The organism is Candidatus Methylomirabilis sp., from assembly GCF_028716865.1.
Lineage (GTDB): Bacteria > Methylomirabilota > Methylomirabilia > Methylomirabilales > Methylomirabilaceae > Methylomirabilis.
In genome coordinates, this window is record NZ_JAQUOY010000010.1 from 57,465 (window position 1) to 79,919 (window position 22,455).

Annotated in this window: 20 protein-coding genes; 15 read left to right on the forward strand and 5 right to left on the reverse strand. The window is 58.4% G+C overall.

Features of this window, described 5'->3' with window-relative positions; translation table 11 throughout:
* Positions 1–2 precede the first annotated feature (2 nt).
* From PHV01_RS05790 to galU, 3 genes are all read right to left on the reverse strand, one after another.
* Positions 3–1,667, reverse strand: coding sequence for a ribonuclease J (locus PHV01_RS05790; RefSeq protein WP_337290204.1), 1,665 nt, complete (start codon positions 1,665–1,667; stop codon positions 3–5).
* Positions 1,660–4,140, reverse strand: a complete 2,481-nt coding sequence (gene lon, locus PHV01_RS05795; RefSeq protein WP_337290221.1) for an endopeptidase La — start codon at positions 4,138–4,140, stop codon at positions 1,660–1,662. Before lon ends, PHV01_RS05790 begins: the two co-directional genes overlap by 8 nt.
* Before the next feature lie 62 nt (positions 4,141–4,202).
* Positions 4,203–5,108: a UTP--glucose-1-phosphate uridylyltransferase GalU gene (gene galU / locus PHV01_RS05800; protein WP_337290205.1), complete on the reverse strand. Its 906-nt coding sequence runs from the start codon at positions 5,106–5,108 to the stop codon at positions 4,203–4,205.
* Between the two features lie 520 nt (positions 5,109–5,628).
* Here galU and PHV01_RS05805 point away from each other — a divergent pair.
* The 9 genes from PHV01_RS05805 to guaD all read left to right on the forward strand — a co-directional run bounded on the left by PHV01_RS05805 (position 5,629) and on the right by guaD (position 15,411).
* Positions 5,629–6,240, forward strand: coding sequence for a hypothetical protein (locus tag PHV01_RS05805; protein WP_337290206.1), 612 nt, complete (start codon positions 5,629–5,631; stop codon positions 6,238–6,240).
* 9 nt (positions 6,241–6,249) lie between these two features.
* Positions 6,250–7,035 (forward strand): ABC transporter permease, encoded by a 786-nt coding sequence (locus tag PHV01_RS05810; protein WP_337290207.1) that lies wholly within the window; start codon positions 6,250–6,252, stop codon positions 7,033–7,035.
* A gap of 1 nt (position 7,036) precedes the next feature.
* Entirely contained in the window at positions 7,037–7,777 is a 741-nt protein-coding gene (locus PHV01_RS05815; RefSeq protein WP_337290208.1) for an ABC transporter ATP-binding protein, read from the forward strand.
* Positions 7,778–7,787: 10 nt separating this feature from the next.
* Positions 7,788–8,750 (forward strand): MlaD family protein, encoded by a 963-nt coding sequence (locus tag PHV01_RS05820; protein ID WP_337290209.1) that lies wholly within the window; start codon positions 7,788–7,790, stop codon positions 8,748–8,750.
* Positions 8,747–11,230, forward strand: a complete 2,484-nt coding sequence (locus PHV01_RS05825) for a DUF3536 domain-containing protein (RefSeq protein ID WP_337290210.1) — start codon at positions 8,747–8,749, stop codon at positions 11,228–11,230. The genes PHV01_RS05820 and PHV01_RS05825 overlap by 4 nt, the downstream gene beginning before the upstream one ends.
* Before the next feature lie 35 nt (positions 11,231–11,265).
* Entirely contained in the window at positions 11,266–12,588 is a 1,323-nt protein-coding gene (locus PHV01_RS05830; RefSeq protein WP_337290222.1) for a hemolysin family protein, read from the forward strand.
* 14 nt (positions 12,589–12,602) lie between these two features.
* Positions 12,603–12,902 carry a LapA family protein gene (locus tag PHV01_RS05835; RefSeq protein ID WP_337290211.1) on the forward strand — a complete coding sequence of 100 codons (300 nt, stop codon included), beginning with the start codon at positions 12,603–12,605 and terminating at the stop codon, positions 12,900–12,902.
* Between the two features lie 99 nt (positions 12,903–13,001).
* Positions 13,002–13,784 (forward strand): hypothetical protein, encoded by a 783-nt coding sequence (locus PHV01_RS05840; protein WP_337290212.1) that lies wholly within the window; start codon positions 13,002–13,004, stop codon positions 13,782–13,784.
* 283 nt (positions 13,785–14,067) lie between these two features.
* Positions 14,068–15,411 carry a guanine deaminase gene (gene guaD / locus PHV01_RS05845; RefSeq protein WP_337290213.1) on the forward strand — a complete coding sequence of 448 codons (1,344 nt, stop codon included), beginning with the start codon at positions 14,068–14,070 and terminating at the stop codon, positions 15,409–15,411.
* 414 nt (positions 15,412–15,825) lie between these two features.
* On the opposite strand, the gene PHV01_RS05850 is transcribed toward guaD, so the two are convergent.
* The gene (locus tag PHV01_RS05850; protein WP_337290214.1) at positions 15,826–16,215 is read right to left on the reverse strand and encodes a hypothetical protein; all 390 of its coding nucleotides are present in this window, start codon (positions 16,213–16,215) and stop codon (positions 15,826–15,828) included.
* 310 nt (positions 16,216–16,525) lie between these two features.
* Between PHV01_RS05850 and PHV01_RS05855 the strand changes: the two genes are divergently transcribed.
* Positions 16,526–16,711 (forward strand): hypothetical protein, encoded by a 186-nt coding sequence (locus PHV01_RS05855; protein ID WP_337290215.1) that lies wholly within the window; start codon positions 16,526–16,528, stop codon positions 16,709–16,711.
* A gap of 172 nt (positions 16,712–16,883) precedes the next feature.
* Here PHV01_RS05855 and PHV01_RS05860 read toward each other — a convergent pair whose 3' ends face one another.
* The gene (locus PHV01_RS05860) at positions 16,884–17,228 is read right to left on the reverse strand and encodes a CU044_2847 family protein (RefSeq protein WP_337290216.1); all 345 of its coding nucleotides are present in this window, start codon (positions 17,226–17,228) and stop codon (positions 16,884–16,886) included.
* Positions 17,229–17,592: 364 nt separating this feature from the next.
* Between PHV01_RS05860 and glyQ the strand changes: the two genes are divergently transcribed.
* From glyQ to PHV01_RS05885, 5 genes are all read left to right on the forward strand, one after another.
* Complete coding sequence (glyQ, locus tag PHV01_RS05865; RefSeq protein WP_337290223.1) at positions 17,593–18,471, forward strand: glycine--tRNA ligase subunit alpha; 879 nt, start codon at positions 17,593–17,595, stop codon at positions 18,469–18,471.
* Positions 18,472–18,496: 25 nt separating this feature from the next.
* Entirely contained in the window at positions 18,497–20,566 is a 2,070-nt protein-coding gene (glyS, locus tag PHV01_RS05870) for a glycine--tRNA ligase subunit beta (protein ID WP_337290217.1), read from the forward strand.
* Positions 20,567–20,633: 67 nt separating this feature from the next.
* Positions 20,634–21,284 carry a phosphoribosyltransferase family protein gene (locus PHV01_RS05875; RefSeq protein WP_337290218.1) on the forward strand — a complete coding sequence of 217 codons (651 nt, stop codon included), beginning with the start codon at positions 20,634–20,636 and terminating at the stop codon, positions 21,282–21,284.
* A 5-nt stretch (positions 21,285–21,289) separates the two neighbouring features.
* Complete coding sequence (locus PHV01_RS05880) at positions 21,290–21,706, forward strand: hypothetical protein (RefSeq protein WP_337290219.1); 417 nt, start codon at positions 21,290–21,292, stop codon at positions 21,704–21,706.
* 34 nt (positions 21,707–21,740) lie between these two features.
* Positions 21,741–22,455 (forward strand): acyloxyacyl hydrolase (locus PHV01_RS05885; protein ID WP_337290220.1); only part of this gene is annotated, 715 nt, incomplete at its 3' end.

Sequence of the window (22,455 nt, forward strand, 5' to 3'; positions counted from 1 at the left end):
CGTTACACCTCCATGATCACCGACAGGATCATAGGCCGTCGTTCGATCTCCTTCTGCAACTGCTTCTTGACCGCCGTCTTGATTCGTTGCTCCATAAGACGCGGATCGGTCCGGTCCGCTTCAGACGCACTTTCCAGTACGGAACAGACCAGGGTTTTGATGCCATCCGCAAGGGCCTTCGAATCCTGTGCATGGACGAATCCACTGCAGATGATCCGGGGTCCTGTCACCAGCTTGCCGCACTGTTGATCGACGGCAAGGACCACGACCACGACCCCCTCCTCCGCCAACCGCTGTCGATCGCGAATGACGGCATCCCCAACATCCCCAATCCCCTTCCCGTCGACAAAGATCCGACCGACTGGCGCCCTGCCTACGACCCCGGCGTTGCCGCTATTCAACTCCAGGACGTCGCCGTCATCGATGACGAGGGTCCGGGCTTCCGATACCCCGACCTCCCGTGCAAGCTGAGCGTGCAGGTGCAGGTGGCGGTACTCTCCATGAATCGGCACAAAGAAGGTGGGACGGATCAGATTCAGCATCAGCTTCAGCTCTTCCCGGCTGGCATGTCCCGAGACATGGACCCCCGCCACCTCCTCGGTGATGACACGGGCCCCCTGCCGGTAGAGACCGTTAATCGTTCGAGCGATCGATTTTTCGTTGCCGGGGATGACGCGCGCCGAGAAGACAACGGTATCGCCGGGCGACACCTGGACCTGTTTGTGCTCCGCAGCAGCCATTCTGGCGATGGCGGAGAGCGGTTCGCCCTGGCTTCCAGTGGTCACGATCACCCGTCGGGCAACCGGGAGGCGCTCCAACTCGTCCAGGCTGACGAGCGTGTCATCGGGGATCCTGAGGCACCCCAACTCTCCGGCGATCCGCGTGTTGGCCACCATACTCTTGCCGCACACCGCCACCCGCTTTCCCATGGCGGCGGCCGCATCGAGGATCTGTTGGACACGGTGGATGTTTGAGGCGAAACAGGCCACGATCACGCGCCCCTGAGCCTCTCGAAAGATTGCGTCGAAGGCCTGCCCCACTACCTGCTCCGAAGGCGTGAATCCATCCCGGCCCGCATTCGTGCTATCCGACAGAAGAGCCAGCACGCCGCCATCCCCGAGCTCGGCCAGCCGCCGGTAATCGGTAAGCTGGAGATCCACCGGGCTCTGGTCGAACTTGAAATCGCCGGTGTGCACAATTATACCACCTGGGGTCCTGATGGCCAGCGCCACGCCGTCGGGAATACTGTGGCAGACCTGCAGAAACTCAACCTCGAAGAGGCCGAACTGAAGGCGATCGCGGGGGCGAACGGGCTTCAGGTCGGCATCGGACAGGAGATTCGCTTCCTTCAGTTTTTCGGCCGCCAGCCCCAGTGAGAGGCGCGTGCCGTAGACCGGCGCCTTGATCTTGCTCAGCAGGTACGGGAGTGCGCCGGTGTGGTCCTCGTGGCCATGGGTGAGCAGCACTGCCCGCACCTTCTCCCGATGCGTAAGCAGATAGCTCATATCCGGGATGACGTGGTCGATCCCAAACATCTCCTCGTCCGGAAACATCAACCCGGCATCGATCACCAGCAGGTCGTCTGCTGCTTCGACGACCATCATGTTCAATCCGATCTCCCCCAAGCCTCCTAAGGGGATGATCCTGACCGTTCGATCGTCAGACACCGAGTTGCGTCTCCCGTGCAGGGGGCCTGAGGTTCAGGCGCCTCGGCGAGCATGTTCTGAGCCCCGTCGAAGGGGTCGCCCCGCGCTTGGCGTTGAGAGCCACCGCAAGGCGACGCTTGGCCCCTGTCCGCTTGGCCAGGGTGATTTCAAGCACCTGGTCCATATGGTCCACGAACACGAACTCCATGCCCCGCTTGACATTGGCGGGAAGCTCTTTGATGTCCTTATCGTTGCGCGCCGGGACCACCACCGTGTGGATTCCCATTCTTCTCGCCGCCAACGCCTTTTCTTTGATCCCACCAATCGGCAGGACCTTGCCGCGAAGGGTCACCTCGCCGGTCATCGCCACGTCCCTTCTCACAGGCACCTTGGTCAGGGCGGACAGCAGCGCGACAGCCATCGTGATGCCGGCCGACGGACCATCCTTGGGGATCGCGCCGGCCGGGACGTGGATATGGATGTCATGTTTGGTAAAAAATTCATCCTTGATCCCCAGATCGGCAGACCGCGAGCGCGCATAGCTCAAGGCGGCCTGGGCCGACTCTTTCATCACCTCACCCAGATGTCCCGTGAGGGAGAGGCTGCCCTTCCCGCGCAGGATGCTGCACTCGATGTAAATAATGTCTCCGCCTGTCTGCGTCCACGCGAGACCCGTGGCGACACCAACCTCATCGGCCTCCTGTTCAGGGTCGGCCAGAAACTTCGGTGCGCCCAGGAACCGCTGCAGGGCCGCTACAGTCACCTTGGTCTGCTCCTTTTGTCCTTCCGCGACAAGGCGGGCTACTTTCCTGCAGATGGCGGCGATTTCTCGCTCCAGGTTCCGGAGCCCGGCCTCTCGGGTATATTCGTTGATCATCTTCAGAATCGCCTCGTCGGTGATCAGTAGGCGCTTCTCGTCGATCCCATGTTCTCGGTATTGTCGAGGAACCAGATAGCGCTTGGCGATAGAGAGCTTCTCCTCCTCGGTGTACCCGGAGATATCGATGATCTCCAGTCGATCGCGCAGCGCTGAGATGATCGGGTCAGCCAAGTTGGCTGTACAGATGAACATCACGTTGGAGAGATCAAAGGGAACGCCGAGGTAGTGATCGCTGAAGCTGTAGTTCTGCTCCGGGTCCAGCACCTCCAGCAAGGCCGAGGAAGGGTCGCCACGAAAATCGGTCCCGACCTTATCCACCTCGTCGATCATGAAAACGGGGTTATTCGATCCGGCCTGTTTGATCCCCTGGATGACGCGACCGGGCAGGGCCCCGATGTACGTCCGTCGGTGCCCTCGGATCTCCGCCTCATCGCGAACGCCGCCCAATGAGATTCGGATGAACTTGCGTCCCAGGGCGCGAGCGATGGAGCGGCCAAGGGAGGTCTTCCCAACCCCCGGCGGGCCGACGAAGCAGAGGATCGGCCCCTTCATCTTCTTTTTCAACTTGCGAACAGCCAGGTATTCGAGGATCCGCTCCTTCACCTTTTCAAGATCGTAGTGATCCTCGTTAAGGATCTTCGATGCCTGCTTGATCGACAGCTTGTCCTTGGTCGGCCGACTCCAGGGCAGCTCGATCAACCAGTCAAGATAGGTCCGGATGACCGAGGCCTCCGCCGCATCGGGGTGCATCCGACTGAGCCGTCCCAACTGCGCCTTCGCCTCGGACTCGACCGCTGCGGGCATCTTGGCCTTCTGGATTTTCTGCTCCAGCTCCTGCAGTTCCTGGCTTCGGTCGTCGGTCTCGCCCAGCTCTTTCTGAATGGCCTTCAACTGCTCCCGGAGGTAATACTCCCGATGAGTCTTGTCCATCTCCTCGCGAGCCTGGCTCTGGATCCGGTGCTGAACCTCAAGCACCTCGAGCTCCTTACTCAGCAACTCACTCACCCGCTTCAGGCGCTGGGTCGGATCGAATAGTTCCAGCACCTCCTGGGCCTGCTCCATCTTCAGATCCAGGTGGCTGGCCACGAGGTCAGCCAGACGGCCCGGGTGATCGAGGTTATTGATAATCACCACCACATCCGACGAGATCTGCTTGCCGAAGGCTACGCCCTTGCTCACCAACTCCTTGACCGAACGGATCAAAGCCTCCACCTCAACGGCCGACGCGACCAGATCCGCTTCGTGGACTTCGGCGATCCTCGCCTCGAAGTAGGGTTCCCGCCGCTCAATCCCGATGACCCTGGCACGGGAAAGACCCTGAACAAGCACCTTGACCCGCCCGTCCGGCATCTTGAGCATCCGCATGATCATCGCCACGGTCCCGACCGGATGGATCTCATCGGCGCCGGGATCCTCCTTCTCGGCATCCCGTTGCGCCACCAGCAGGATGAGGCGGTCCCTCGACAGCGATTCGTCCACCGCTCGAACCGATTTCTCCCGCCCTATAAAGAGAGGCAAGATCATAAAGGGGTAGATCACCACGTCTCGCACCGGCAGGAGCGGGATCGTTTCAGGCACCTTTCGAGCCTGTGCCTCGGTTTTGGTTTCGGTGATCTCAGCGTTAGGGACCGACGTCTCTTCTGTATTTTCTATCGTCTTCTCGTCCGCCACGACTCTCAGTTCTCCTTTCGGTCCCGTTCCACAACCGCTTCCACTTCACCCAGGTTGAGTGTTCTCAGGTATGTCTGTAACCCTGACGCCAGGTCCGGACGCTTGAGCGCAAACTGTACGGTCGCCTTCAAAAAGCCCAGCTTGCTCCCGGCATCATACCGGCGCCCGCGGAACGCGAGCCCATACATCGTTTGCGTCCTCAGCAGTATCCGCAGGCCGTTCGTGAGTTGAATCTCTCCGCCTTCGTCCGGAGGGGTCTGCTCAAGGGCCTCAAAGATCTCCGGCGTCAGAATGTAGCGCCCGATAATGGCCAGGTCAGACGGAGCCACCTCCGGAGACGGCTTCTCCACCAGATCCAGGATCTGATAGATCGAATCCTCAGCCAACTTTGGGTCGATGATCCCGTAGCTGCTGGTTTCCTCCTTGCTGACCTGCTGCACAGCAATGATCGAGGACTGATACCGCTCGAACGTTGAGATCATTTGCTTGAGACAGGGGACCTCGGCATCGATAATATCGTCTCCAAGCAGGACGGCGAAAGGCTCATTCCCTACGAGGGCTTTGGCGACCAGGATCGCGTGCCCCAAGCCGAGGGGCTCCTCTTGACGGACATAGCAAAACGACGCCAACTCGGAGATCCGCTCGATCTCCCGCAACTGCTCCTCCTTGCCCTGCCGCCCAAGAGCAATCTGCAACTCCAGCGATCGGTCAAAGTGGTCCTCGATCGCGTCCTTCCCACGCCCGGTCACGATAATGATGTCCTCGATCCCCGACGCAGCGGCTTCCTCCACCACATATTGGATGGTAGGCTTATCCACGATCGGGAGCATCTCTTTCGGCTGCGCCTTCGTTGCAGGGAGGAACCGCGTCCCCAACCCCGCAGCAGGTACAATTGCCTTACGAATCCGCATTGGTCACGCCCATTCTGAGTCTATTTGAACTGTATGAGAGCGGTGTAATCTCAAGGGAAGATCTTAGGGGAACCTGCAGAGGGATCATGTCTGCAATGATCGCTCTGGAAAAGTCGGCACTGAGGCTGGTGACCATCATGTCCAGGCGCATTCCTTTCCCGCCCAACTGGGCAAGAATAGGCACAGGCAACCACAAACCGCACGATCGGATTTCGCTCTTGCGAACGATCCTTAGCTCTTTCGACTCCTACACCTTTTGAATGATCTTCGTTGTTTTATACAGTTGTTTTATATAGCTCTTTTGCCAAAAAGTCAAGCACAGGTGGCGGGACCGATAGCAGTTCAGTGCGAAAAATTTTCCTGCATTGCAGCACTATCAAGATGCCGGGGTACCGACAATCAGGTGTCCAGCCTCTGCCGTCAGCCCGGAGGACTCTTAGCCTATGACGGACATCCCCTTGCTGCCATAGGGCTCAGCTTGACGCTTTACTCGTCTTTCCAGTATGATGAAGTTGTCTATATGTTTATCCGCGGTTATGCCTCACCTGAGAGTGTATGCGTCGAAAGGGGGCGTATCTCCCTGAATGCCTGGCGCCTTGAGGGTGTTGCAACCCTCGTCCTGCTCATGCTCACGGCCTGTGCTTCCAGTTACGTCGTGGACGGCATCTTTGTTGATGAGGCCAGAGGTTTCACGATCCCGCTGTTGCGCGAGGGTTGGCAACGGTTCGAGTTGGAAGGGGCTGACCTCGCGTTCCGGGCGGAGCCTGGCGGCCAAGTTGCCGCATTGCTAGTCAGTTGCGAAGGCAAGCAGCCGATCCCCCCCCTCCGAATCCTGGCCAGACGCCTGTTTTTTGGGATTGGCGCAAAGCGGGTAATGGCGCAGGAGTCCGTTTCGCTGAACGGCACGGAGGCGATCCACATACTGCTGGAGGGGCGACTGAAGGACACCGAGGTGAGAGTCAGTAGTTATGTCGCTAAGGATGGTGATTGCGCCTACGATCTGGTCTACGTAGCTTCTCCTGAACTTTTTCAGGACCGGCTGCCGGAATTTGAGCGGTTTGTCAAGGGGTGGGTCTTGACTGAAAAGGGTTCAGAGTTCAAAGTTCAAAGTCGAGGTAAAGCACCGCAATAGGGACAGATCATGCGGAATGTCGCTGTAGCTCTTGGAGGCCGGTCGATTCGACTGCTCGAATTGCTGGGCGGGCTCTCGCAGCTTACCTATGACACCATGCATTGCGCCTTCACGCCCCCCATCAACCCCCGCGCGCTTATTCAGCAGGTCGATCATATCGGCGTGAAATCGATCTCGATCGCCGCCGTGGCCGCGGTCTTCACCGGCCTTGTCCTGGCGCTGCAGACCGCGTACGGCCTGAGCCGATTCGGGGCGAAGGCGTATGTGGGGATTATCGTCTCGCTCTCAATGGTCCGTGAGTTGGGACCGGTTCTCACGGCCCTTCTGGTGGGAGGACGGGTCGGCTCCGGGATTACCGCCGAGCTGGGGTCGATGAAGGTCACGGAGCAGATCGACGCGATGCGGGCCATGGGAGCGAACCCGATCAAGAAGCTGGTGGTGCCCCGAGTGCTGAGCACGATGCTGGTCCTGCCGCTGCTGACGGTCATGGCGGATATCCTGGGCATGCTGGGGGGCATGGTCATCTCCAAGTATGAGTTTCAGGTCGATTACCACCTCTACTACAATACCGTCACACGCAATCTGACGGTGACCGACATCGTCAGCGGTCTGGGTAAGACGGTGGTCTTCGGCTTTATCATCGCCATCGTCGGCTGCTATAAGGGACTGGAGACGGTCGGCGGAACGGAAGGCCTGGGGAAGGCCACGACCGCGACCGTGGTCACCTCGGCTATCGCCGTCATTATCGCGGATTTCTTTCTGACGAAATTCTTCTGGTGGCTGGAGGGCTGGTGAGATGAGTGCACCGGCTATCGAGTTCCGCCAGGTCTATAAGTCGTTCAACCACGTGCCCATCTTGGCTGGGATGGACCTCGCCATCCGATCAGGTGAGACGGTGACCATCATCGGCGGGAGCGGAATCGGCAAGAGCGTCACCTTAAAGCTGGTCGTCGGCCTGCTCAAGCCGGAGGCGGGGCAGATTTTCATCGAGGGGGAGGATATCGTACCGCTGGCGGAGGACCAACTCACCCGGATCCGGAAGAAGATCGGGATGGTCTTTCAGGGGTCGGCGCTCTTCGATTCCCTCTCGGTTGCAGAGAACATCGCCTACCCGCTCCGGGAACACACGACCATGTCGGAGCGGCAGATCCGGGAACGGGTCATGGAAACGCTCCGCCTTGTCGGGCTCGAAGGCGCCGAGGACAAGGAGCCGGCCGACCTGTCGGGCGGGATGAGGAAGCGGGTCGCCCTAGCCAGAGCGATCGCCTTGACGCCAAAGATTATACTGTATGACGAGCCGACAACCGGCCTAGATCCGACCAACACTGAAAAGATCAACGAGTTAATCGTCGATATGGACAGGAAGCTCGAGGTGACGTCTGTCGTAGTCACCCACGATATGCGGAGCGCGTTCAAGATCTCGGATCGAATCGGTCTGCTGGATAAGGGCAAGATTGCCGTCGTCGGAACGCCTCAAGAGATCGAACGGGCCGATCTGCCGCTGGTCCGGCAGTTCATTCACGGGGCAATGGCGTGAGGAGTGTGCGATGACGGAACGTGAACGGTGGATGCGGTTGCGCGTGGGAGTCTTTGTCCTGGGGCTCATAGGTCTCTTTGTCGTCTTTGTCCTCACCATCGGGAGCCAGAGCCGAATCTTCGAGCGCCGCTACACCCTGCACGCCTTTTTCAGCACCATTGAAGGGCTGAATGTCGGGGCGCCGGTCCGTCTCGCCGGCACCTCCATCGGCTCGGTCCGTGACATTACCTTCAGCAAAGACCTTGCCAGCAAGAAGATCCGAGTCACCATGAGCCTCGACGCCAGGCTTCAGGACCGGATACGGGAAGATTCGATTGCGAGCATCGGGACCGTCGGGCTGGTCGGAGACAAGGTGCTCGAGTTAACAGTGGGCAGTCCTGAGAAGCCGATCCTGCTGCCAGGGGCGACCATCGCGAGCGTCGACCCGCCGGACTATGCCAAGCTGCTCCAAAAAGGGGATCAGATCGTGACCAACGTGGTCAAGATCTCGGACGCCTTAGGCCAGCTTGTGGGAGGCGGGGCGGGGGCGGGGGCGCGGCAGGATCTGGCCGAGAGTATCGCCTCCTTCAACCGGATTATGGGAGAGATCGAACAGGGAACCGGACTGCTCCATGCGATGGTCTATGAAAAGCGCTCAGGCAACATCCTGAAGGAGTTGTCCGAAGTGACGACCGCCCTTCGGCAGTTATCCAACTTGATGAAGGAAGTTCAGAATCAAAAAGGGTTAGCGCATATCCTGTTTGCAGATCCGCGAGCCGAGTCAATCATGGCAGATCTCGACCAGACCTCGAAGAATCTCAAGCTGGTGTCGTCCCGCCTGGCCAAAGGGGAAGGCACGCTTGGAGCGCTCATCGACGACCCTACGCTGTACGAGGATCTGTCATCCCTCCTGCGAGGAGCGGAGCGCAGCCGGATCCTACGAAGCCTGATCCAGTCCACCCGGCGATCGGGCGCCTCCGCCGAGCCGCAATGAGTACGCCCGCTACGGTGTCGCTGATTGTCCACGGCCACTTCTACCAACCGCCGCGCGAGAACCCCTGGACCGATGAGGTCGAACAGCAACCCTCTGCCGCCCCCGCCCACGACTGGAATCAACGGATTACTGCGGAGTGCTACGCGCCGAATGGGTGGGCCAAGCTCCTGGACCACGAAGGACGGGTCGTCGGGCTGGTCAATAACTATGCGGGGATCAGCTTTGATATCGGCCCCACGCTCTCTCGCTGGCTGGAGTGGAACGCCCCAGAAACACTGCATCGAATCATCGAGGGCGACCGCGACAGCGTAGCCCGGTGTGGCGGCCACGGCAATGCCATGGCCCACCCATATGTCCATGCCATCCTGCCGCTTGCCGATCCAAGAGACCGCGCCACGCTGGTCAAGTGGGGGATTGCCGAGTTCCGGTCCCGCTTCGGCCGTGAGCCGGAGGGGATGTGGCTTCCGGAAGCGGGCGTGGACCTGACGACGCTGGAACTGCTCAGCGAGTATGGGATCCGTTACACCGTCTTGGCGCCTTGGCAGGCGACCCGGGTTCGCCCGCTGGGGGCAGAGCGGTGGCATGTGCTGGGTTCGGACTGGATCGATCCCTCGCGCCCGTACAGGTGCCGCCTGCCTCATGGAGGCACAATTGATCTGTTTTTCTACGATGCGGGCCTATCCCGCGCCATCGCCTTTGATGGTCTGTTACAGGGGCCTGATCGCCTCGCCGGCCGACTCGCCGAGGTCGCTCGCAACTCGCCCTCACACCTGCATATCCTCTGTACCGACGGCGAGTCGTACGGTCATCACACCAAGTTCGGAGAGCGCGCGCTGGCCCTCCTGCTGGCGAAAGAGGCCGCTCCACACGAGTTCACGGTCACCAACTTTGGGGCCTACCTTGCAAGCACGCCCCCTACGCATGAGGTCGCCATTCGGGATGAGAGCGCCTGGAGCTGCGCCCATGGCCTGGGGCGGTGGAAGGAGGACTGCGGGTGCAGCACCGGTGGCCAGCCGGGCTGGCGACAAGGCTGGCGTGTCCCCTTCCGAGAGGCCATTGATGGCCTTCGTGATGACCTGCGACACCTCTTTGCAGGACAGGCAGGTCGGCTATTCACCGATGTCTGGGCGGCAAGGGACGACTATATCACCTTGATCCTTGATCGGAGCAGCCCCTCGATCGAGAAGTTCTTTGGGGCGCACGCCAGCCAATCACTCTCGCTCCCGGACAGGGCGGCGGCGCTGCAACTGCTGGAGATGCAGCGCCATGCCCTCCTGATGCAGTCCAGTGACGGTTGGTTCTTCAGCGATATTTCCGATATCGAGGCGGCGCAGAACCTCAAACACGCAGCGCGGGCCCTCGATCTCGCGTCTGCGTTTGTGGCTGTGAACCTGGAGACGAAATTCCTGGCCAGGCTTCAGGCCGCGAAGAGCAATATTCCTTCCGAACGCGACGGCCGGCGTATCTGGGAGGTCCGGGTTCATACGGCACGGGTCGACCTCGCTCACCCCGCAGCCCTGTACGCCATGCAGTCGCTGGTGGAGAACCTGCCAGAGCCCTATCGCGTGTATACCTTTGATCTCCATCGACTCAGCCTTGAGCGCCTTTCCCTTCTGAATGGAACGATGGTCATTGGCGGCGTCGAGGTCTGTTCATCCCTCACCCTGGAGCGCAAGGAGTTTGGGTTTGTCCTGAAGTGGTTGGATACCGACGGGATGAGAGGGCTTCTGTTTCCCTGGAGAGGGGAGGAGGATCTCTACCGACGGTTGGAGGCGTTTGATGGGCAGGTTCAAGGCGTGGCACCGCCGAGCGACACCCAGGCGACGCCGATTTCATTGAAGATGCTTACCCCGGAAGAGCGACAGAAGGTCTTGATGACGCTGTACAGAGGGTGGGAAGGGCTTCGCAAGTACTACGATGAGCTGGCGGCACACACGCAGGGGTTACTCCGCGCTTTCTTTGATGGGGGGCTCTCTCCGCCTGACGCACTGAGAGCCCCGGCTGAGTTTACCGTGGCCCGCAATATCGAGGAGTCCCTACGGCAGTGGCTGTCCGATGGCGGAACTGATCCATACCGCAGGCTGCTGGTGCTGGCCGATGAGGCGAAGAGGCTCGGGCTTCCGCAACAGGAGTATGTACAGGATCACCTGTCCAGGGCATTTGGGATGCGGATGAGGCGGCTGCGCGAGCGTCTGGACCTGGATAGACTCCGGGACGTGCAGGAAGTTATCGATCTCGCTGACCGGATGGGCTACGACCTGAACCGACCAGAATATGTGGCCCTGATGCATGAACTCCTCACGCACGATGTGCCATCGCTGATCGAGCGGGTGCTTCAGGCTGAGTCGAAGGAGGAGTGCGACCTGGTCTTGGCCGTTCTTCGGTTAGGCGAGCGGTTCGGGTTTTCGACCGAAAGGCTTCGACAGCGCCTTCGTCCAATCGAAGAGCGACTGGCAACGGATCCCGGCCTGTGGCCGTAAGTTTCGCAGTGCGAGGTTAAAAGGGGAGCAACGTGATGGAAGGCTTAGGCAGTGGAACACTGGTGCTGGAGACGGTGTTCATCTTCATGCTGATTCTGATCAACGGCTTCTTCGCAGGCTCTGAGGTCGCCATTATCTCGCTCCGACGAAGCCGGGTGCAGGAGCTTGTGGAAACGGGAGATGACCGGGCATCGACGGTTCAGCGACTCAAGGATGACCCTGACCGATTCCTGGCTACCATTCAGATCGGGATCAATCTTGTCAGCACGCTGGCCTCCGCTATTGGCGGGGCGCTGGCAGTCAGGGTGATCCGTCCCTTGCTTGATCGCTTCCCAGGCGGGGGACTGGGGGCGGCGGGCGAACTGGTCGCCCTTGGGATCGTGGTCGTTATCATCACCTATCTTACGATCGTCTTCGGAGAGCTGGTCCCCAAATCGCTTGCCCTCCGCCATGCAGAACGGGTTGCCCTTGCGATCGCCGGACCTCACGAAGCGTTTGGCCGTTGGTTCTCGTTGATCGGTCGTCCACTGACCGCGTCAAGCCGCCTGATCCTCTCGCTCTTCCGCGCTGCCCCTCATGGGACGACAGGGTTTGTCAGCGAGGAGGAGATCAAATTCATGGTTCAGGAAGGGAAGGAGCAAGGGATTTTCGATCAGACCGAGCAGGAGCTGATCCACAGTGTCTTTGAATTTACGGAGACCTCGGTCAAGGAGGTCATGATCCCTCGCCCTCAGATCGACGCGATCGAACTGGAGACCCCGCTGACAGAGGCGATCAAGTTCGTGGTGGAGACGGGCTATTCCCGCTACCCCGTCTACCATAAGAGTCTCGACGACATCTGCGGCGTCCTGTACTACAAGGACCTGCTGCGGCTGCAACTGGAGAACCGCGAGGTCTCTCTCAAAACTATCACGCACCCCGCCTACTTCGTCCCGGAAACGATGCAGGTCAGCCAGCTTCTGAAGGAGCTGCAACGGCGGCGGCTCTCGATGGCGATCGTCGTGGATGAGCACGGGGGGGTAGATGGTCTGGTCACCATGGAGGACCTTCTCGAAGAGATCGTCGGAGAGATCCACGACGAATACGAGGCTGCCGAGAAGCCCGTCGAACGGCTGAGGGACGGCTCGCTCATCATCGACGGCTCGCTGAACATCAAGGACCTGCGGGATGAGCACGGGCTACCATTCCCTGAGTCGCCGACCTACGAGACCCTGGCGGGCTTTATGCTAACTCAACTTCAGCGGATGCCCAAGGCCGGCGACATCATCATCTATCAGGGCAAGAAGCTGACAATCGTGGACATGGACGGCCGACGGATCGCCCGAATCAAGGTCGAAGAGCTGCCGGCAACGCATTGAGCAGGAGGCGCAACATGAACCAGCTCTCCCTCGTAGGCTTCCTGATTCTCGCAGTGGTCATCGCCACCTTTTCCGTTCAGAACTCCGGCGAGGCGGTTGTGAAATTCATCTGGTGGCAGTTTCAGAGTTCGCTGGTGATTGTCATCCTGATTTCAACCGCCCTCGGAGCGATTATGGCGATCTTCCTGAGCCTTCCCGGCACCTTCCGGCTTCGCATGCGTTTAAGGGAACAGGCTCAACGGATTGCTACACTTGAGCAGCAACGCCATGAGTGTGAAACGAAACATGCCAAGGATATATCCGAAACTCGGTGATCGACGGGTAGGAGTTTGCACGGCAATCTCTTTGGTGTACAATAGAAATTAATGGACGATCGGCATGGAAATCTTTGTAACAAATGAAGGAGGCATTGGATGATGAAGTACCTGATCTCGTTATGTTGTGCAACGCTTCTGCTGGTTGCCTGGACATCCCAGGCCCGTGCCCACGGCGGTGAGGGGATGGGCGGCATGGATAAAATGGACGCGTGTGTCCAACGAAAGGGTCATTACGCGGTGCACTTTGCGGCCTACCAGCAACAATACGGCGAATCAGCGATCGGCATGTTGCAGGAAGTAGGATCCGAAAAGCTCAAGCGGGAATTCCAGTCGTATTGCGAAGGACTTCCAAAAACGGGCAAAATGGCGATCACCTTTGATCTGCTCAATGAGGAGATGCGAGGATTGCCCGTCTCCATTCAGATTGTGGCGGCCGACGAAGCCCACGGCAAAGGCCATGAAGACGGCGATGGCGCGCATTCCCATGCTATCGTCTCTCTGCCGCCGACAGTGTACCGTGATGGGTCGATCAGGCTCACTGCTGATATTCCCACAGCCGGTCATTACAAGGCCATTATGAAGTTGGAAGAGGTCGGGCCAGGGATTGCTCATAAACCTCATACCGCTTCTGAACCAGGAGAGTGGGACCTGGTCAAGCACAGCCACGGCAGCGGTGTCGACCCGACAGATGCGGAGATACATGCCGTTGATCCGACGTTCAGCATTCCCTTCACGGTGGGTCTCGCAACGCAGGCTCAGGTCCCCTCGTTTTTAGCAAACGTAGGGAAGCAGGCGGCCGGCACATTGCTCGCCGTGTCGATCCTCGTAGGTGGCACTATAGTATTCTATAGATTCGGCAAGCGAAAGAAAGAGGCCTAGGAGAACAGCAAAAGCTTACCGGATTTCCCTCCAGCACCGGAAAGAACCCGGCTACTCAAGTAGTGAATGGGGTGCTCGGCGACGGTCCTGATTTCGGAACCGGTTGTACGAGGTCGTCGCGAGAATCACCCGTGGGTGTCCCTGCCCGCCATGAACGCTCTCGCCCTCTCCGTCCGCGGTATGATCTTGCTCAAACACGTGAGCAATAAAGAATGTATCGGGGTGAGCCCCTTATGCGTTACCACAGCGGCCCATGCTGGTTCATGCTCAAAAAGGTGTTTACATGCAGCACGTGAGACTATTTCGCGGGCATGTTCTGAATCCAGCCGCAGAAGATCAGTATACGTTTCATGCGGATGGAGGGATGGTCGTCAACGGAAGCGGCACAATCCTCGAGGTCGGGGATTATCATGAGGGAAGACTGCGCTATCCGAGCGCCACCGTGGTTGACTGCTCGGATCGCCTGATCCTGCCCGGTCTTATCGACACCCACACCCACCTGCCTCAGTTTGGGGCCGTTGCGCTGTATGGCAAGGAACTGCTGGAGTGGCTCAAGACTTATATCTTTCCCGCAGAGAGGGCGTTCACTCCTGAGGCTGCCGACATGCTGTGTCCCCTTTTCTTCCGCTCGCTCCTTTCCCATGGCGTGACTACCGCTGCCATCTATTGCTCGGTCCTGAAGGACAGTACCCACGTGGCCTTTGAGTGGGCGGAAAAGACAGGGATCAGGGCGATCATCGGGAAGATCATGATGGACCAGAACGCTCCAGATTTCCTCCTGGAGAACACGTCGGAATCTCTCCTGGCAAGCGAGGATGTGTGCCGGAGGTGGCACGGCGCCGCCAACGGAAGATTACTCTATGCCTTTGCCCCGAGATTTGCCCCAACCTGCAGTAGGGCTCTGATGAAGGGTGTGGGTGAGCTGGCCGGTCAGTACAGTGCATATATTCAGACCCATTTAGCCGAACACCCTGCTGAGATGCAATGGGTCAGAGAATTAATTCCGGAGTCGCCAAGCTACACCGATGTCTACTTCAGGGCCGGCCTCTTAGGTCCTAAGACGATACTGGCCCACGCAATCTATGTCAGTTCCGATGAGCGGCGCCTGCTGACAGAGACGGGAACCAGTTTGTCTCACTGCCCCACCTCAAACCTCTTCCTCAAGAGCGGACTCATGCCGCTGCGCGAGCTTCTGGACATCGGGCTTCGTATTGGTCTAGGGTCAGACGTGGGCGGTGGGCCAACCCTCTCTCCGTTCGAAGTCATGCGCTCGGCGATTCATGTCCACACCGCCCGCCGTTTTCTCCCTGACTTCCGCGGTGGAGACATTTCCCCGGTTACCGCCTTTTATATGGCGACGCTGGGAGGCGCAAAGGCGTTAGGACTGGACGACACAATCGGCAGCCTTACGTGCGGCAAAGAGGCTGACTTTATCATTGTGAATCCACAGAGACTCAGCCCTTTGCCGGCAGAAAAATGGATGGACATCTCCCCGGAGACACTGCTCTCCCGCATGATCTTCCGAGGAGATGACCGCATCGTTGAGCAGACCTACGTTCGGGGAGTCCTCTGCTACGATCGCAGTTCGCACGAAAACAACGAGAGGCAAAGCAGCATGAGAGTCTAGACCGCCGAAGGAACTTCTTGAGGATTTAGCGATTCAATCGTTGCCGTCGGTGCCTGGATAGAATCTCGTGTTGGACCGGGGCGACGGTGGTCACAGTCCACTGAACACTGGATACTGCCGGGTCGATCGGAGGTATTGGGATAGCAAGTTATCGATTGGGCGGAAGCACTTCCCACTTGGCGCTCAGTGCGAGGTTTTTTGCGATACCAGGGGTTTTTATGACCTTTCACTCCTTACGACAATCGGCCTGATCGATGCCCGCAACCTGCTACCCTTGCGAGGGGATGAAGGATAGGTCACAAGTCCTTTGGAAGAAGAATCGTTGACGCGAGTGAGAGTCTTTCCCCTGGAATGTATATCGAGGAGATTGGAACGATGGGGGTCGCGCGGATGTTCAGCAGGGGTGAGCAGCGCCTAAGGGGAACTCGTGTGTTTGACGTTGTCGAGTCCGGCCTTCGCCTTGGCGAGATCGTCATGGACTGCCTGCTGGATTTCTCGTGCCGTTTCTGAGTTGCCTGCCGCATCCAGCGCGCGCAAGACCGAATCTCGAAGCCTCCACATTGCCCCTTTATCAAAACTCTCTCCTCGCTTCTGAGCCCGAGCGGCATCCTGGAACGCCTTCTCAGTCTCTTTCAGCAAGTCGACATCGGCGACATTTCCTTGTCGTATCCCCTGCTCTATCTTATAGACAGCATCCAGCATCTCCGTTTCGAACCTTCTCTTTTCGTTTTCGAGCCACAGGATAAGCACTAATCCCACAAATAAGAGAACGACTACTGCGCCTGCTATTCTTCCTCGAGTCAACTTTTTCTCCTATATCCGTAAGGAACACGTGTCGTCATTGTCGTGTGCAGTTGAAGGGCACAGATACCCACGGTCGTCAAGCGACTGGAACCATTGATCGGTTGCCCCACTCAAAACGGAGCCATATTCCACAACAAGATAATCCAAATTATGAGGCAGGGCAAGGTCAAAACAGCGCAGTGTTAACTTATAGTATCGGCAGATAGACGACATCATTTAATAACCTTCTATCTATTTTAGGGGGGAGTGACAGCCAGGGGCTACCTGTCTAGGATAGCGCTGACCAAGCTGGGCAACAGGAGGAGAGGACATGCCACCAAAAGGGCGAAGGCCAGCGAAGGCGAAGCGGGCGCAGGACTCGAAAGACGCGCAAGCCTACGACCACAAGGAGAAGCCCCTCCTGCGGCCCGACGTCTGGTTGCAATCGCAGTTCAAGCAGAGGAAGCAGCCGAAAACCTACCGCTACGATCCCAGCCTCGACCCGGCTCTATCGTAGGACGGGAGCGCCGAGCCGGACCAACACTGGAGCCCGCTTCCTCACGTTGCTCCAGATTGATGTAACGGCCCACCTCGTAGGCCGCCTGGTAAGAACCCTAATACGGAATCGAGCCTGAGGCTCATTTGCCTCCGGTCGTTACTCGCCCGATAGTCGCCGTCGTCGCTCACCTTCAAAGCGGAGGCTGTGCTATCTCAGGACTCTCCTGCCTCCAGGTCAACCTCACGGTGTAACTCGCCTCGATGCCGGCTTTTGCGACCACCAGCGTGTTCAATTCGCCCGACGCCTTCAACCCGAAGGTGACCTCTACCTCATCAGGGGCATCGTATAAGCCGCGTACCTTGTCCACAATAACGAGTGCGGCGTTGCGTGCATTCTCAACCGCCTGCTCAAAGGTCTCGCGGGCACGTTCGGCCACCTCGCCCAAGCCGGCCTTGACAACGCCACCGTCGGGCTCATCACTCTCGATGACTACCGTGCTTCCGTCGGACAAATCGAATTGAACATAGCGGCTCATCGTGTCCTCCATTCCACATTATTATCATGTTGATTACGTTTATTCGACATTATCGGCTTTTCGTCACACGGCTCCTCGTTATGACTACGTTTATTACCACATTGTGGGTCGTTATTGCCACGTTTCTCCCAAAAGGCACTCCGGCCCGTTCCCTTGCAGGTGAGTTTTCCTTCCTCGAGATTCAACCTCTGGATGGAAACCCCATGATTTCCCAGGTTTTTCCTTGACAGACTGGAGGCTAAGTTGCTAATCTCCATCGCGTTTAGGCTGTTCAAGGAGTCCGCCATATTGTAAGCTACGGGTTTCCCTCTCTCACTTTCTCAAACGCACAGGTATGATCGTGAAACACCCGGCAGAACAGGTGATGACGTTTCAAGAACTAATCCTCGCATTGCAGCGTTTTTATGCAGAGCGGGGGTGTGTTATCCAGCAGCCTTACGACGTGGAAGTAGGCGCAGGAACGATGAATCCGGCCACCTTTCTGCGAGTCCTCGGCCCTGAGCCGTGGAATGTCGCCTATGTCGAGTCGACGCGGCGCCCCGCTGATGGACGGTACGGAGAAAATCCGAATCGCCTCCAGCACTACTACCAGTATCAGGTCATTATGAAGCCATCCCCTGAGGATATTCAGGAGATCTACCTGGACAGCCTTCGGAGCCTGGGTATCGACCCGCTCAGGCACGATATCCGTTTCGTGGAGGACGACTGGGAATCGCCGACCCTTGGCGCCTGGGGGCTAGGCTGGGAGGTGTGGCTGGACGGCCTGGAGATCACCCAGTTCACCTATTTTCAGCAAGCTGGAGGCATCGACCTGAAACCGGTCTCTGTGGAGTTGACCTATGGGATTGAGCGGATCGCCATGTTCCTGCAGGGAGTGGACAGCGTCTATGACCTGACGTGGGTCAAGGGCGTCACCTACGGTGACATCCATCACAAAGGCGAAGTGGAGTGGTCGGTCCACAACTTCGAGGAAGCCGATGTGGCGCTTCAGCTTCAGCTTTTCGACCAGTATGAACGGGAAGGTCTCCGCCTGATCGAGAAAGGGCTCGTACTGCCGGCATACGACTACTGCCTGAAGTCCTCTCACACCTTTAATCTCTTGGACGCCAGGGGGGCAATCGGTGTCACTGAGCGGACCAGCTTTATCGGTCGCGTCCGAAACCTTGCGCGCCGCTGTGCCGAAGCCTATCTGAAGCAGCGTGAAGAGGCGGGCTTTCCACTCATGAAGGCGTGGCAGTCATAAACCACATAGCGCAGGACAACCCCTCATGACCCAAGACCTGTTATTTGAGATCGGGACCGAGGAGATTCCCTCCAGCTACATGACGTCGATCCTGAAGGATCTGGAGGCACAGGCATGTCGCCTTTTTGCAGAGCAGCGTATCGCCTTCTCCGGCGTACGCACATTCGGCACTCCTCGGCGCCTTACCTTATATGTTGAGCGGCTGGATCAGAGCCAGGACGACCTGGTCCGTGAGGTGGTGGGACCATCCAGTGCGGTCGCGTTCGATCAGGAGGGACGTCCGACCAAGGCCGCGCATGGCTTCGCGAGGGCGCATGCCGTCCCTGTGGAGAATCTCCGCGTGAAGACGCTCGACCGTGGAGAGTACGTCGTCGCGGTCATCGTGGAACAGGGCGCACGCCTGGAGGAGATGCTGCCGGTTCTCCTGCCCCGCCTGATCACGTCGCTCTCCTTTCCAAAGTCGATGCGATGGGGGCAAGGCGCATTCCGGTTTGTCCGCCCGATCCGGTGGCTCGTTGCCCTGTACAGTGGTCGGGTGATCCCCTTTGAAATTGACGGAGTCAAGAGCGGCAACAAGACGTACGGTCACCGATTCTTGAGCCGCGGCCAGATCCGCGTCAGGAACTTCCAGGATTATATCGAAAAGCTGGAGGAGCGGTATGTCATCGTGAGCCAGCACCATCGCCGGAAACTGGTGACAAGACTGGCCGAGGAGGCTGCAGCTAAAGTCGGCGGGAAGCCGGTCTTCGACGATGAACTGGTGGAGATGGTGACCTACCTGGTAGAATACCCTTCCGTGGTCTGTGGCCGCTTCGAGCAGGAATATCTCGTCTTACCTCGTGAAGTGATCATGACCCCCATGCGGAAGCAGCAGCGCTACTTTCCGGTAACTAACGATGCCGGCAAACTCCTCCCGTATTTCGTGACGATCTCCAACATGAAGGCGAAAGATATGGAGGTCATCCGTGCAGGCAACGAACGGGTCCTGAGGGCGCGGCTCAAGGACGCTGCATTCTTTTTCAAAGAGGACCGCAGGGTCCAGCTTCGCGAGCGAGTGCCTCAACTGAAGGGAATTACCTTTCAGGAGCGACTTGGCACAATGCTCGAGAAGGTCGAGCGGCTTACTGAGCTTACCGCCTACCTGGCCGAACGGGTTGCCCCGCACCTTGTCCATGATGCCTCTCAGGCGGCTCAGTTATGCAAGGCCGACCTCGTCACCACGATGGTCAAGGAGTTTCCGAGCCTGCAAGGGGTCATGGGCCGCGAGTATGCTCAGCTCTCCGGGGAGTCGGCGGTTGTAGCCCAGGCGATTGAGGAGCACTATCACCCTCGCTTTACCGGCGATAGGCTCCCCGGATCGCTGGTTGGCGCTCTTGTGGGCCTGGCCGACCGGCTCGATAGCATCTGTGGTTGCTTCGGCGTCGGGCTCATACCGACTGGATCAGAAGATCCTTACGCCCTCCGGCGGCTCGGGCAAGGGGTTATACAGATCCTGCTCAGCACAGGAATCGACCTGCCGCTCTCGCTGCCGATACGGAAGAGCTTGGAACTCTTTGGTGATCGCCTGACACTGCCGAGGGAGCGTGTCGAACAGGAGGTCATGGCGTTTCTAGCAGCCAGGCTCCAGGCGATCCTGATGGAACGGGGCGTGCCTGGCGATCTCGTCGAGGCTGCGCTCTCCGTCAATGCAGAGCGAGTCTCCGATGCCGGCAAGCGCGCCGAGGCTCTCGCTGCCTTCAAACGAGAGGCCGATTTCACAGAGCTGGCAGTGGCCTTCAAACGGGTGATCAAAATCCTTCCCAAGGATTTCTCCAAACCGGTTGATCCAAAACGATTCGTGAGCAGCGCTGAACGGGCGCTCCATGGCGAGGCGACCACGCTGCGGGCTGAGACAGAACGCCTGGTCCAAGCCGGCGACTACGTTCGAGCTCTGCAACTCATCGCCGCGATCCGTCCTATCGTGGACATGTTCTTTGAGGAGATTCTGGTGATGGCAGAGGATCGAGACCTGCAGGAGAACCGTTTAGCCATCCTGAAGGAGGTTGCAGATCTATTTTGCGGGATCGCAAATTTTGGTAAGATTATGGCCTCGTAAGCCGCGGCTCCTCAGGTAGATAGACTGAAGGCTGAAGGCTGGAAGCGATGCCGCGTGAGAGGTATTGATGGAAGCAGAGATCTTGGATCGGATCAACCGGGGCATCATCCTCAGGACCGGCGCGTATCTTACAAACGATCACTTTGTGTTGTCCTCCGGTCGTCACGCCCAGGAGTATGTGGAAAAGGCGTTGGCCACCACCGAACCGGCTTTCACGGAAGGGTTAGGAGACGTGATCGCAAAGCATTTCGCGGAGGAGCCGGTCGACCTGGTCCTGACCACCGGCTACGGCGCCTCGCTGCTGGGCCATTGCGTGGCGCGCGCCCATCCCTTGCGACCTCGTTTCATCTATGCCAATAAACAACGCAATGAATCCGGCGTGAGCCAGGTAGCTCTTCCGAGAGAGTTCCGGCAGCACTTTGTTGGTAGCCCTAAGGTGCTGATCGTTGAAGACATCGTGACCACTGGTGAGACTGTCAAGGAGCTTATTAAACTGGTCAAATCATTAGACGGGACGGTAGTTGGAATCGGGACACTCTGGAGACGGAATCGAAAGGTGAACTTCAAGTTCCCCTTTTTCACGCTGGTCGATCGGGAATTCCCGACGTACGCCCCAAAGAACTGCCCGATGTGTCGTAGAGGGATCCCGATCAATCAAGAGTTCCTATCGGAGCCAGGCCCACAGAAGCCTCCCCGGACGAGGGCTGGGGCTCACTGACGATCGTGTCCAGAATCAGCAACGTCGCCCAGCGCTTTCCGACCGTGGAAGCTGTGACCGTCGAGTGGGAAGAATGCCGCCATTCTGGAGAGGAGCCTGCGGCAGAAAGCGGCACCTTCTCACATGCTATACGAGTGACAGGGGGGACGTTAGAGCCGATACTCCCCTGTTCAAACCCCGGCTGTCAAGGTGGCGGATTCGAGATCCTTGAAGCGGTAGAGTCGATGGTCAGTGACCGACAGGAGGATAAGACCGGGTTGCTGGTCTGCATCGGTTGGGAGCGCACAAAGGGTAGGCAGGCGGAGCAATCGCCGTGTACTCGGGTCATCAGCTACCGAATCAGGTTAACCTATCGGAAGAGAGGCGGTCTGCAGCGTCACTCAACCGCTCGAAAGGATATGATCGGGATAGATGAGGCATGATGCCCAACACACTCGCACTCCAGAGGAGACCTCTATGATTAACGGATTGAGGCGTGTACCGGTGTATATTTGGCTGGCTATCTTCGCGATCCTGCTGCCTGCCGCATCATGGGCTGAGATCCCTCAAGAGGCAGTCACGCTAGGACGCGACACTGAACTCATTGCCGCCCGTACCCTTGCCTTCGCCAGTACGGACGATCCCCCCTCAATCGAGAAGGGGACTAAACCGACGCTCCACCCCGCAGAAGGATTCCAATCTGGAACGTGGCACTTAGGGGTAATGACCGGTGGTACTGACACCGTTAAGATCTTTGCGAATCGAGCGCCCGATGTCCAATTTGTGCCACTGTTCTTCCAGATCGGTTACACGGTCACCGATGTCCATGGCCCTTTCCCGGTTCGCGGGAGCCTGGAGGTGATATTTGAACCGACCCTCCTCTTTGTAGCACACCCGGAAACAGAGGTTGGAGGGGGCGCAAATCTCCTCTTTCGCTACAATTTCGTGACGGGCACTCGGTGGGTGCCGTTCTTCGAGCTTGGCGTCGGTATCATCGACGTGGATCTGCACGTCCCACGGGACCTCAACAGCGAGTTCAATTTTACCATTCTTGGCGGACCCGGGCTGAACTACTTCTTGACCGATAACCTGGCTCTTGTGGGACAAGTGGGCTTACATCATATCTCAAATGCGCACCGCAAAAGCCCCAACGTCGGCGTCAATTCGGTCATGGGTCTGCTGGGGGTCTCGT

Excerpts from the sequence above, each read along its gene's own strand:
- guaD (WP_337290213.1), top strand. The coding sequence starts at position 14,068 with ATGCAGCACGTGAGACTATTTCGCGGGCATGTTCTGAATCCAGCCGCA.
- PHV01_RS05820 (WP_337290209.1), top strand. The coding sequence starts at position 7,788 with ATGACGGAACGTGAACGGTGGATGCGGTTGCGCGTGGGAGTCTTTGTC.
- PHV01_RS05860 (WP_337290216.1), bottom strand. The coding sequence starts at position 17,228 with ATGAGCCGCTATGTTCAATTCGATTTGTCCGACGGAAGCACGGTAGTC.
- PHV01_RS05805 (WP_337290206.1), top strand. The coding sequence starts at position 5,629 with ATGTTTATCCGCGGTTATGCCTCACCTGAGAGTGTATGCGTCGAAAGG.
- PHV01_RS05835 (WP_337290211.1), top strand. The coding sequence starts at position 12,603 with ATGAACCAGCTCTCCCTCGTAGGCTTCCTGATTCTCGCAGTGGTCATC.
- PHV01_RS05855 (WP_337290215.1), top strand. The coding sequence starts at position 16,526 with ATGCCACCAAAAGGGCGAAGGCCAGCGAAGGCGAAGCGGGCGCAGGAC.
- PHV01_RS05825 (WP_337290210.1), top strand. The coding sequence starts at position 8,747 with ATGAGTACGCCCGCTACGGTGTCGCTGATTGTCCACGGCCACTTCTAC.
- glyQ (WP_337290223.1), top strand. The coding sequence starts at position 17,593 with ATGACGTTTCAAGAACTAATCCTCGCATTGCAGCGTTTTTATGCAGAG.
- galU (WP_337290205.1), bottom strand. The coding sequence starts at position 5,108 with ATGCGGATTCGTAAGGCAATTGTACCTGCTGCGGGGTTGGGGACGCGG.
- PHV01_RS05875 (WP_337290218.1), top strand. The coding sequence starts at position 20,634 with ATGGAAGCAGAGATCTTGGATCGGATCAACCGGGGCATCATCCTCAGG.
- PHV01_RS05810 (WP_337290207.1), top strand. The coding sequence starts at position 6,250 with ATGCGGAATGTCGCTGTAGCTCTTGGAGGCCGGTCGATTCGACTGCTC.
- PHV01_RS05815 (WP_337290208.1), top strand. The coding sequence starts at position 7,037 with ATGAGTGCACCGGCTATCGAGTTCCGCCAGGTCTATAAGTCGTTCAAC.
- PHV01_RS05840 (WP_337290212.1), top strand. The coding sequence starts at position 13,002 with ATGATGAAGTACCTGATCTCGTTATGTTGTGCAACGCTTCTGCTGGTT.
- PHV01_RS05830 (WP_337290222.1), top strand. The coding sequence starts at position 11,266 with ATGGAAGGCTTAGGCAGTGGAACACTGGTGCTGGAGACGGTGTTCATC.
- glyS (WP_337290217.1), top strand. The coding sequence starts at position 18,497 with ATGACCCAAGACCTGTTATTTGAGATCGGGACCGAGGAGATTCCCTCC.